The sequence below is a fragment of the Clostridium sp. CF012 genome, from assembly GCF_018861755.1.
Lineage (GTDB): Bacteria > Bacillota > Clostridia > Clostridiales > Clostridiaceae > Clostridium_AD.
Window position 1 is genome coordinate 1 of the sequence record NZ_JAHLEF010000034.1, and the last position, 11,925, is coordinate 11,925.

The window sequence follows — 11,925 nt, forward strand, 5'->3', positions numbered from 1 at the left end:
TTAATTATAAAAATATAAAGCATGAGATATCCAAAAATATGGATATCTCATGCTTTTTTTGTTCAAATTAGGAACCCAGTTGAAAAAACAACCATTTTTTCAGTGGCCTCCGAAAAACTGCTCTCTTTTTTTAATATAATAAACTTTATTTCACTCCTGTATTCGTTAAATAATCAATTTAACAAAAGAATATGCTAATTTAAATCCATATACAATTATAATTACTCCACATATTAAATTTATTATCCTAATGACCTTAACATTAAACTTGGCTTTAAATAATGAAACAATTGTAGCTAATGAAGTAAACCAAATTAATGAAGCTAAGCATACTCCTATAATAAAGTAGATTCCCATGTCTACTGGTAGCGACGCTCTACTTCCCCCTAGTAATAATGATCCATCAATTATTGCTTGAGGGTTTAACCAAGTCACTGCAAAACATGTCCCTATGATTTTTGTAATGGATTTATTCACATCCACTGTCACTTCAGATTTAACTTCTGGTGTTTGCCTCACAAGCCCTACTCCAATATAAATTACCGCTATACTTCCTAGTAAAAGAATAAGCATCTTTAAAAGGTTGAACCTTTCCATGAGTGCCCCTACCCCTAAAAAACATGAAAGCGCAAGAGATATGTCAAAGCATATAGTAATAAATGCAACTTGATATGCCTTTAGCCTACTTTTGCGTATGGCTGTGTTTATTACGAATATGTTCTGAGTACCTATAGGTGCTACGTAAGCAAATCCTACAAGCAAGCCTTCTATTAAATATTTATACATTCTTTTCCCCCTACCTATTATGTCATTAAATACTTTCCAGACTATTTTAATTGTACCTATATAATTCCTTTATTACACTAGAAATTATTTCAATCCCTCTTTTGATATCAGTCAAAGAGGCATAAGAATATGAAAGTCTCAGGAAAGTCTGGGAGTCAGTGCCATAAATGCAACCTAGATTTACCAACACACCTTTTTCCAGTATTTTATTAAAAAGCTTTGCATATGGAACCTTTTTATTCAGTTTAATCCAAATATAAAAACCTCCTGAAGGTGGAACCCAATTTGCTATATCTGAAAAATGCTCATTGAGTGAGCCAAGCATTACAGCCCTGCGCACTCTTAGTTGCTCTCTCACAGAATTAAGGTGTTCATCCATTAAGCCACTCTCAAGCCATTCTGCGACTGCCCACTGTGAAAGAGAACTTGACCCATTATCTGCCTGCACCTTAATGTCTGCCATTCTTTCTATTATAGGTTCAGGTCCAACTACCCAATCAATCCTTAAGCCAGGATCCAGATGTTTCGACGTCGTCCCTAGGTAAACTACTATCCCATTTTTGTCCAAAGCTTTTAATGGAGGTGGCGGTGGTGTATCTAACCATAAATCCTGGTATGCATCATCTTCAATAATAGGTAATTGCTGCTCACTACAAACTTCTAAGAGTTCAATCCTTCTCTTAAGTGACATAACATTGCCTGTGGGATTATGAAAGGAAGGTATAGTAAATAAAACCGACCCATGATTAATCCTCTTATAATTTCCTAACTCTTTAGTTTCCACTCCCTCTCCATCCATCGGAATTCCAGTTAGTCTGAATCCCATTGATTGAAATAATTGAACCGAGTATAGGTATGAAGGTTTTTCTACTAAAACATTGGACCCACGCGGCAAAATACCTAACGAAATAAGCTGAAGTGCTTGCTGCGCGCCTGACACTATCAAAATGGATTCTGGAGAAGCATCAATGCCCTTATTCTTAAGATTTTTACTTACTTGTTTTCGTAAATCAAGTAAGCCCATAGGATTTATATAACCTGAAGACTTAATCCTTTCAGGAAGTTTATGGAGCACTTTGTTCATTCTTTCCGATGAGAAAAGTTCTGGTGAGGGTGCTCCCGTACCTAGCTGAATGATATTGGTTTCAGATTCAAATTTGTTCATCAATTGAATAATTGGTTGATTGGGCAAGTGCAACGAGTCTTGGACATATGAGTTCCAATCAGGCAGTTTTTTATCATATAAAAGTGACCATGAATTATTAACAACTATGGTTCCACCCCCACTTTTCCCCTGAACAAAACCATCAGCTCTAAGCTCATCTAGCGCCGCAGTTACAGTGCTTCGATTTACATCAAAAAGCTCTGATAACTTTCTTTGACTCGGTATTCTATTACCCACAGACCACTCACCAGTATGAATTTTCTTTTTTATATATTCTTTTATCTGCAAGTGTAGTGGACATGACTCCTCCTTATTTGGCTTCCATTCCAAACTCATCCATTGATCACCTCATTATTATTTCTTAAAACCATTGTGTAAAACAATCTCACATATAATAAGCCCTACAAATTCTTCAATAAGTTTCTATTTTTCCTCCCCCTGCTTACATAAGAAGCTCCTAAGAAATAAGTCTATCATAAGGCGTCCAACTTATATCCAGCTATTCTATACTTTTCTGTACCAGCCAAGTTGAGCCAAGCTAATTGTGTTAATATGCTTAACTGTAGCACCATATATATAACATTTAGGTTTCTTAGGATTAGATATATGACCACACAGATGCTAACTTGCAGCTACCTTCTTGCTATTTATACATTCATAATATCATATACTATACTCTTATATATCTTAACATCTGTTAGCAATACATTTCCATAAAAAACGGTATACTAAGACATTATCATAAACGAATCATATTTTTAAAAAAACATTTTTGTATACTGTTGACATTTATACCTTCCTATTATATAATAAAGAAGTCATCGGGGTGTAGCGCAGCTGGGAGCGCGCGTGGTTTGGGACCATGAGGTCGCAGGTTCAATCCCTGTCACCCCGACCAAAAAAGAGTTGTCTAACGGCAACTCTTTTTTTATTATAAATTTTTAATGCTTTAGGTATAAAACTACTCCTTTTTCACAAGATAAACAATATTCTACTATTTTATTGTTTTTTCTAAATTTCATGCTAATATTATTACAAATAGCGAATAACAACTTAGGAGTGATTATTTTGAATAAAATCTATAATGAAATTTTTAAAACCCTAATTAAATCCTATCATGAAGATGATTTTGAAAATAAGCTGCAGGAGTTACTTTCAAAAGATAATATTAATAAAACTGAGTTAAGCTCTATAATTTCTTCACTTTGTGGAGTTGATGTAAGCTTTTCAGATAATTACATAGAAGATTTAAAAAAAGCTATCCACTCTTATGAATCAAATTACAAAATTGTAAATAAAGTTAAACAGTGCAACATGGATTGTGCAGATAAGTCTGGAAAAACCCTTTGCCAAGCTTCCTGCCCATTTGATGCCATATTAATAGATAATAAATGTAATACTACCTATATTGATAATGATAAATGCATAGACTGCGGCTTTTGCGTGGATGCGTGTCCTACTGGTGCACTAATGGATAAAGTAGAGTTTATTCCACTTTTAAATTTACTTAAAGGAAATACTCCAATAATAGCAGCTGTAGCTCCTGCCATTACTGGCCAATTTGGTGAAAAGGTTAATATAGATAACCTTAGAACAGCATTTAAAAAAATTGGCTTTACAGATATGGTTGAAGTTGCTTTTTTCGCAGATATGCTTACATTAAAAGAAGCCATAGAATTTGATGAACATGTCAAAGTAAAAGAAGATTTAATGATTACCTCTTGCTGTTGTCCTATGTGGGTAGGGATGCTTAAAAAGGTATATAATAATTTAGTGACGCATGTATCTCCCTCTATTTCTCCTATGATTGCTGCGGGAAGAGTTTTAAAGCAATTAAACCCCAACTGCAAGGTAGTTTTTATAGGACCCTGTATTGCAAAAAAAGGCGAGGCTAAGGATCGTGACCTTTTAGGTGACATAGATTATGTGCTTACCTTCTCAGAGCTTAAGGATATTTTTGATACATTAAATATCCAACCTGAAAAACTGCAAGAGGACGTATCTAGTGAATATGCCTCTAGGGGGGGTAGACTTTATGCTAGGACGGGAGGAGTATCTATAGCCATTGGAGAAGTTATAGAAAGATTATTCCCTGAAAAATACGGTTTATTTAATCCTATTCAAGGAAATGGTGTGAAAGAATGTAAGGAATTACTTACTAAAGCTCAAAATGCGCAAGTTAATGCAAATTTTATAGAAGGTATGGGTTGCGTCGGAGGTTGTGTTGGAGGTCCTAAAGCATTAATAACCGCAAGTTCTGGAAAACTTAAAGTAGATGAATTTGCAGAAAACTCAAAAATTAAAGTAGCTATAGATAGCGATTGTATGAATGAAATCCTAAGCAGAATTGGAATTAATCATGCTGTGGATTTTAAAGATAAAAATAAAACGAAAATATTTCACAGAGAGTTTTAGACAATATTTTACAATGTAAATTCTAACTAGAATATGATACAATATTAAGTAATCGAAAAAATAATTTACTGTGCAGATGGGAGGGTTTTATGAAAGCATTATTTGAATATATAAGCCATAGAGACATTAACATACTTAGAATTATCAATAATTCTTGGAAATGTAGGTTTTTAGATATTATAATGCCAGCTATGACTTACTTAGGCTCTTTTCCTTTTATGTTTGTATTTTGCACTGTTGCTTTTTTATTCAGCACTACCTTGCTTCACGTCATGGCTACTCGCGCTATGATTTCCATAACAATTAGTACTGGACTTGGTAAGCTTCTTAAAATAAGCGTTACTAGATTAAGACCCTTTATAGATATTCCAAATTTAAATATAAAAAAAATAGGTATAGATAAATACTCCTTCCCATCCGGTCATACTACTGGCGCATTTTCATTAGCTGTAATAATAGCTTTATATTTCCCTATTTTCGGATTTATAACTATACCCCTAGCTTGCCTTGTAGGAATTTCCAGAATGTACATAGGCGTTCATTACCCCACAGATGTCATTATGGGTGCCATTATAGGAAGTACATGTTCTATTCTTACTCACAGATTCCTTTAAATCGCATGGGAATATATAGAAACAGATACGCAGGAAAGCTTCCATCGTAGCTGTTGTTATCTAAGGTAACACAATAAATTTCAAATCCAGTGTATTGCTATATTTATCCATGCCATAATTTTATAAGAGGTGATTAAATGCTAACGAATATTAAAGCTGCAATTTTCGATTTAGATGGAACCCTTGTGGACTCTATGTGGGTTTGGGGTAAAATAGATGAAGATTATTTTAAAAATAGAAATATGGATCTGCCCATAAATCTAAAAAGCCAAATAGAGCATCTTAGCTTTGATGACACTGCGCAATATTTCAGAACCAATTTTGGTATATTAGATACTATAGAAGAAATTAAAAAGGAATGGACAGATTTTGCCTATGTGGAGTATCTTACTAATGTAAAACTAAAAGCTGGCGTAATTGAGTTTTTGTCCTTACTTAAAACTCTGAATATAAAAATTGGCCTGGCTACAAGTAATAACAAAGCTCTTTTAGAAGCTGTGCTACAGGCTAATGGTATATACCATTATTTTGATTCTATAACCCTCACCGATGAAGTTTCTAGAGGTAAAAACTTTCCTGACGTATATTTACTTGCTGCTAAAAAATTAGGTGTACAACCAGGGGAATGTATTGTATTTGAAGATATACTCCCTGCGGTTAAAGGCGCAAAAGCTGCTGGAATGAAGGTAGTAGGCGTATATGATGATTTTTCTAAAGAACAAAGGGAAGATATTATTAACCATGCGGATATGTTTATAATTGAATATCATGAATTAACTGCAGCTATTTAAAACCCATGCAATGACATGGGTTTTTTTCATGAATTTTTTTGGTTTCTATAGAATAGTATATATTAAGATTAAATATAAGATATGCACAAACTTCTGAGCTAACCGCTATTATATTAGTACATCATTTTTGTTAATAAGTACTTTAAAAGGAGAGATATTATTGATCATTTTTCTATTCTCAATTCTTTTGATATGCTTTGGTGTATATTACTCTTTAATGAACCAGAAATTATCAACTCAGAAAACTCAACTAAAGATTATTTCTAGGCAAAATAGAGAATTTAAATCAAAGATAGCAAGCGCGCGAAGTGCTGATGGACCTATTATAGTAAAATACAAAGCACCGCTTTTTAAAGAAGGAATTACAAAAGAAAGTGGTAGTCTATATCTAAGCCCCTTGGAAAATTCACCAGTCCTATCTGCTGTTGCTAAAAGTACTCCTGTAGAAATTCAAGATTGTGCTGAGATCTTTGATATTACGTGGTATGAAATATCTTTAAAATCACAGACTAACATTAATAATAAAGGATGGATAAAAAAAGATATGATAATTACCCAAGATGACACTGTTAATAACCAAGAGGATACAGTTACTTAAAAGCAGTAAAAAGCATATATTTGTAAAATATATGCTTTTTAATATTAATCCTTTTTATGTGTTTTTTTATTATGTTTTTTTCCTAAATTATTTACTTTTTTCTCTTTTTCTTGTTGACTTGCACAAGAAGGATCTTTTTTTTCGCCCATATCATTTATACCTCCCTCGATAGTCCGATTTTATCCTGTATCACTCTACTATTTTGTTCAATATATCAATTATAATGCCATGCAATTAATAACAAAAAATAAAAATAAGCCTAGAAACTTACCAAGCTTACTTTTTTCCATACTTATTTTATGTGATTTATATCTTATTATCATCTAATACTTTCAGTGTAAATTTTTTTAATAACAGCACTTGTCATATCATCTGCCTTTTTGAGCCGTATATCAAACCAATAAGTTTTACCTTCCACCAATTTATTATACTCCTCAGTTTCTAGTGCAAATATATTCTCAGTGGAGATACTACTACCAAGACCATAATATTTTAAACTACCACTATCTTTAATTGCATATGGGTTACTATTTCTACTGCAAATTTTTATTTGCTCAGAATCACTTGCTGCAACAATTAAGGTTGCACCTGTGTATATTCCACCTACTTTATTTCTTCCAAGCATAATGTACGCCATTGCAGATACTGTCAGTATAAAAACAAGTAATATAGATGCTACTACTAGTCTGTCTTTTGAAGATGATTTCATAAATTCTCTCCCCCTTTAAATAGTTTTACCCTTAGTAGAAATAGAATATGATATCAGCTAGCGCCGTGATTACTCTACAAACCTGAATATTATCACTTATATAATTGTGATGGTAGTTACTTGTGCATAATTTTATGATAATACTAAATTTATGATAATACAACTATAATTTTACAAACTTGTTTCATTATTCTTTTTTTGAATGTTGTCAAAACAATTATATTTCATCTTCCCCAAAATATAATTGTGCATGTATCATATTATAATTTATTGTGAAAGAAGCTTTTTATATGCCATATTTAAAAATTCATCTTCATATACACTTAAATTTTTTGCGATAAAAATTACTTTATCTTCTGATACTAATATAAGAAAATTTGAGTTAACCCCAAAATAAACTCTAATATTACTAGGTAAATTTGTTTTCCCCTGTTTAAACTTCAGAAATTTTTTATATCTACTTACTACTCTATTTTCATCCAGTTTAATTAACCAAGGATATTTACTTTCAAACATAGTATATTCCAAGGAGTTACCTCCGCTTTTATAGGAATATTTTGTCCTTTGAGCTAATATGCTTTTATCAAATTCAATGTACGAATTTTTATAATCATAAGAATTTTTATCTTCATTTAATTCATAGCCAAAGTCCATGAGTGTTAAACCTGCTTTTTCAGCTGAAACTACACCTTGTTTGGTATTGTCCATGTTTCCAAAAGCATTGCTAAGCACAAATACAACTAATAATGTAACTAGAGTACAACCAATATATATTCCCATATTACTATCTTTTGTATAATCTTTTTTATCAGTAAATTTTTTAACATTACTTAGTATTATTATAGCAACGAGCATTATAAGTGCCATAGGCATATTAAATTTGATACTTCCAGGGATGTCAAAAACTAATGCTATTATTAATATAATGACTAATATTAAATAGTAAGTTTTTATTAATGTATTTTTTCTATTTAGTTGTTTATAGCTATTATAAATCATTAATTTTTTCTTCCTTAACTGACTTTTCGCTTTTACTACCCAAATATTAAAGTTAATAATTTCTATAAGGTTCATCAATATACAGGAAAATACTAAGGCTAGTGAAAATGCACCTATATTAGTTGCTAATAAAATTTCCGAACTGTCTGTTAATTGCAGGTACATGCTCATAATAAATAAGCTAATTAAAATCATTTGACCGTATACAATTTTAATTGAAGATTTAAAAACAATTTTAAACCTTTCCTCTTCATCAGTATGAATAGATCTGATTTCCTTATCTCCCTCAGTGTAGAAAATTTGAATTTTGCCATCCTCACATACATATGTCCATCCTGCCGCCTCACAATATTCCCTATATTCTAAAGCTACATCACTATCATTATGATCAAAAACAGAAACCCTATCAAGTATATCCACCGAGTATTTTATTTTTCTTATTTCTACTTTCTTGAATTTAAAAAAGCCTCTCTTTACCGATTGCAATAACCAGCCCTTTTCTGCCATTCCATCAAGATATTCTTCTACAGCAGAACATTCATAGGGTAAATACATAAAATATGTTCTCTTTGTATCCTTACTTCTCATTCTTTTCCCCTCCTCTCTATACTTTAAAATTTTCTTGATATTTTTCTATATATGACACTCCATCACTGACCATAGTAATTAATCTTCTATACTCCTCTAATAGTATTTCTTTTCCCTTTTCAGTAATTATGTAGCTTCTTTTTCTGCCCTGTATTTCTGTTTCTATTATAATAGCTTCTTTTTCAAATTTAGAAAGAAGTGCATATAAAGTTCCAGGACCAACCTTTACACGACCTTTAGAAATCTCATCTACAGCTTCCATAATGTCTACACCACACATTTCCCTTAATAAAGACATTAGTATATAATACATGGGTTCTGTTAAATTTTGAAATTGCTCTCTTGCCACCTTTATCACCTCTTTAATATCGAGTATCGATATATTTAATCTCAGTTTACTATCGATACTCGATATTGTCAATAAAGTTTTACATTTAATTAAATATTTTGTTTTATTGTAAAATTTTATATTACATTCTATCATTAATTAGATTTTTCATTTTTTCCAATGCTAATTATGTTATAATTTATGAATCAAACTAACAATCTTGTTAGAACTAAAGGAGTTTAATATGAGAATAATATCTGAAAATAACCTATGTATAAATAGACCATATATAAATTTAAAAAAACTACCACTAAAAACTTCATTAAGAGTTGGTGAAATTACGGAAGCTGGCTTTAAAAGTACTTACCTAATAGATCAACATACACAAAACTTATCTACTAACGACAATTACATTGTACAATTTAGTGAAGGAATTGAGAAAATAATCCTTAATACAATACTACTCCATGAACTCTTATTGGTTGAAGTTAATTATTCCTCTAGAAATAATAATAAATATACTTTCAAGATTTACCTTGTTCTAGATAATATAAAATATTCCTTGCCCTTTAACTTCTTTCAAGATGTTTATGATAACTGTATGAATATCTTAGCTAAAGAGCTTGATGGAAAAGAAGAGCTACCTTACATAAAAGAGTGTTTTGATAATTTAGAAAATGATGAAATCCCAGTAGATATTAATTTAAATTTAAAAAGATTACAAGAATTTAAAGATAAGGTAAACTACAAAAAAAATGTTCATTATTTTGTTATAAATAACATTGCTGCCACTACTTCAAAGTATGATATAAACACTAAACCTAAAAAAATACTAACAAGTAATACTATAAAAGTTCTAAGATATGACTATCCTACAAGACTTTATAGAATAGTGGATCCCATTGATAACATGACTAAAATAAAATTATACGAAACCGACATTATTTGTAACCTCAGTGAACTTGATTTCCCCACTGTTAGTATATACACTGATTATGGACTTGGAAAATTATTAGATGTTAAAAATAATGTTATTCCAAATACTAACACATTAGTATTATTTGCTAATATACTAGACCTAGGACTGGAAGTTTTATAAAAATGATAATATAAAAGGAGCTAGAAATTATTCTAGCTCCTTTTATATTATACGATTTTAGTTGTCCATTCTTCACAGTCCCATACATCTGTTACTATGTCTTGATAAAACTCTGGCTCATGACAAACTATAAGTATACTTCCCGTATATTCTTTTAGGGACCTCTTTAACTCCGCTTTAGCATCTACATCTAAGTGATTGGTGGGCTCATCTAGGATCAATATATTAGTTTCCCTGTTTAGAAGCTTCGCAAGTCTTACCTTTGCTTGCTCTCCACCACTAAGCACAGTAACTTTACTTTCAATATGCTTTGTAGTAAGTCCGCACTTAGCAAGCGCGGATCTTACCTCCCCCTGAGTGAAGCTAGGGAATTCTTGCCAAAATTCTTCAATACAATTATTGCGGTTGACTCCCTTTATTTCTTGTTCATAGTATCCTATATATTGATAATCTCCTAAGTTTGTATGACCCGAAACAGATTTGATATCACCCATAAGACTCTTTAATAATGTTGTTTTTCCAACACCATTAGCACCAGTTAAAGCAATTTTTTGTCCTCTTTCCATATATAAATCTAACGGCTTAGATAATGGGCTATCATATCCAGTGACTAAATCCACAGTTTTAAATATTATTTTCCCTGAAGCTCTTGCAGTTTTAAAATTAAATTGTGGTTTTGGTTTATCTTTTGTAACTTCTATTCTATCAATTTTATCCAATTTCTTTTGTCTTGATTTTGCCATTCCACTGGTAGACGCTCTTGCTTTATTTTTAGCAACAAAAACCTCTAGTCTAGTAATTTCTTTTTGCTGTCTTTCATAATCAGCTTCCAGTTGCAGCCTTTTAGCATCATGAATTCTCAAAAATTCTTCATAAGAGCCTATATATCTAGTTAACTTTTTATTTTCTACATGGTATATTATATTAACTGCATCTTTTAGGAATTCAATATCATGTGATATTAGGATAAATGCATTTTCATAATTTTGAAGATATCTCTTAAGCCACTCCACATGCTGCTCATCCAAGAAGTTAGTAGGCTCATCAAGTAGTAGGACATCAGGAGTTTCTAATAAAAGTTTTACAAGAAGAACCTTCGTCCTTTGTCCTCCACTTAAATCTGCAACATCATTTTCAAGACCAACATCTTTAAGCCCAATTCCTGCAGCTACCTCATCTATCTTAGAATCAATAGCATAAAATCCATTATGATCCAACAAGTCCTGGATTGTCCCCATTCTATCTAATAACTTTTCTAGCTCCTCAGGTGTTGCATCTCCCATTTTATCTGTTACACCAATCATTTCCTCTTCTAAATCAAAAAGATATTTAAAAGCATCCCTTAAAACTTCTCTAATAGTTTTACCTTTTTCTAAAACAGTATGCTGATCCATGTATCCAACCCTGACGCTACTTGACCATTCAACGTCCCCTTCATCTGGCATAAGCTTTCCTGTAATAATATTCATAAAGGTTGATTTTCCTTCTCCATTAGCTCCTATAAGAGCTATATGTTCCCCTCTAAGTAATCTAAAAGATACATCTTCAAATATTGATCTGTCACCAAATCCATGGCTCATATTTTTTACTACTAATCTACTCATTTGTTTTTTTCTCCTTAATATATTGTAATTTTATATTTTTTTATATTTATTTATATTTTAAAAGTATTTCTACTCATACACTTATTTATTTTTAATAATCGATATTATATATATAGATTCCCATTCAAAGAAAATCCATCCAGCTTTTATCTAAATACCCTTAATTTGAGTATGCATTTAAAAATGGCACATATACTAGTGTAATTTATAATCTCACTTTTGTCAAAAG

The 11,925-nt window shown here is 31.5% G+C and carries 11 protein-coding genes and 1 tRNA gene; 6 read left to right on the forward strand and 6 right to left on the reverse strand.

Features of this window, described 5'->3' with window-relative positions; all coding sequences use genetic code 11:
• Positions 1-165 precede the first annotated feature (165 nt).
• Complete coding sequence (locus KPL50_RS21135; protein WP_216300518.1) at positions 166-786, reverse strand: LysE/ArgO family amino acid transporter; 621 nt, start codon at positions 784-786, stop codon at positions 166-168.
• Between the two features lie 46 nt (positions 787-832).
• Positions 833-2,287 (reverse strand): PLP-dependent aminotransferase family protein, encoded by a 1,455-nt coding sequence (locus KPL50_RS21140; protein WP_216300519.1) that lies wholly within the window; start codon positions 2,285-2,287, stop codon positions 833-835.
• 486 nt (positions 2,288-2,773) lie between these two features.
• Between KPL50_RS21140 and KPL50_RS21145 the strand changes: the two genes are divergently transcribed.
• The 5 genes from KPL50_RS21145 to KPL50_RS21165 all read left to right on the forward strand — a co-directional run bounded on the left by KPL50_RS21145 (position 2,774) and on the right by KPL50_RS21165 (position 6,369).
• A tRNA-Pro gene (locus tag KPL50_RS21145) sits at positions 2,774-2,849 on the forward strand.
• Between the two features lie 170 nt (positions 2,850-3,019).
• Positions 3,020-4,366, forward strand: coding sequence for a [Fe-Fe] hydrogenase large subunit C-terminal domain-containing protein (locus KPL50_RS21150; RefSeq protein ID WP_216300520.1), 1,347 nt, complete (start codon positions 3,020-3,022; stop codon positions 4,364-4,366).
• 89 nt (positions 4,367-4,455) lie between these two features.
• Positions 4,456-4,980, forward strand: coding sequence for a phosphatase PAP2 family protein (locus KPL50_RS21155; protein WP_216300521.1), 525 nt, complete (start codon positions 4,456-4,458; stop codon positions 4,978-4,980).
• 137 nt (positions 4,981-5,117) lie between these two features.
• Positions 5,118-5,771 carry an HAD family phosphatase gene (locus KPL50_RS21160; protein WP_216300523.1) on the forward strand — a complete coding sequence of 218 codons (654 nt, stop codon included), beginning with the start codon at positions 5,118-5,120 and terminating at the stop codon, positions 5,769-5,771.
• 217 nt (positions 5,772-5,988) lie between these two features.
• The gene (locus KPL50_RS21165) at positions 5,989-6,369 is read left to right on the forward strand and encodes a hypothetical protein (RefSeq protein WP_216300525.1); all 381 of its coding nucleotides are present in this window, start codon (positions 5,989-5,991) and stop codon (positions 6,367-6,369) included.
• 319 nt (positions 6,370-6,688) lie between these two features.
• On the opposite strand, the gene KPL50_RS21170 is transcribed toward KPL50_RS21165, so the two are convergent.
• The 3 genes from KPL50_RS21170 to KPL50_RS21180 form a co-directional block, all read right to left on the reverse strand.
• Positions 6,689-7,078, reverse strand: a complete 390-nt coding sequence (locus KPL50_RS21170) for a hypothetical protein (RefSeq protein WP_216300526.1) — start codon at positions 7,076-7,078, stop codon at positions 6,689-6,691.
• 267 nt (positions 7,079-7,345) lie between these two features.
• Entirely contained in the window at positions 7,346-8,665 is a 1,320-nt protein-coding gene (locus KPL50_RS21175) for a DUF2812 domain-containing protein (RefSeq protein ID WP_216300528.1), read from the reverse strand.
• 16 nt (positions 8,666-8,681) lie between these two features.
• Positions 8,682-9,014 (reverse strand): PadR family transcriptional regulator, encoded by a 333-nt coding sequence (locus KPL50_RS21180; protein ID WP_216300530.1) that lies wholly within the window; start codon positions 9,012-9,014, stop codon positions 8,682-8,684.
• A gap of 223 nt (positions 9,015-9,237) precedes the next feature.
• On the opposite strand from KPL50_RS21180, the gene KPL50_RS21185 reads away from it, so the two are divergent.
• Positions 9,238-10,092: a hypothetical protein gene (locus KPL50_RS21185; RefSeq protein WP_216300532.1), complete on the forward strand. Its 855-nt coding sequence runs from the start codon at positions 9,238-9,240 to the stop codon at positions 10,090-10,092.
• Positions 10,093-10,139: 47 nt separating this feature from the next.
• On the opposite strand, the gene KPL50_RS21190 is transcribed toward KPL50_RS21185, so the two are convergent.
• Positions 10,140-11,696 carry an ABC-F family ATP-binding cassette domain-containing protein gene (locus tag KPL50_RS21190; RefSeq protein ID WP_216300534.1) on the reverse strand — a complete coding sequence of 519 codons (1,557 nt, stop codon included), beginning with the start codon at positions 11,694-11,696 and terminating at the stop codon, positions 10,140-10,142.
• Positions 11,697-11,925: the final 229 nt, after the last annotated feature.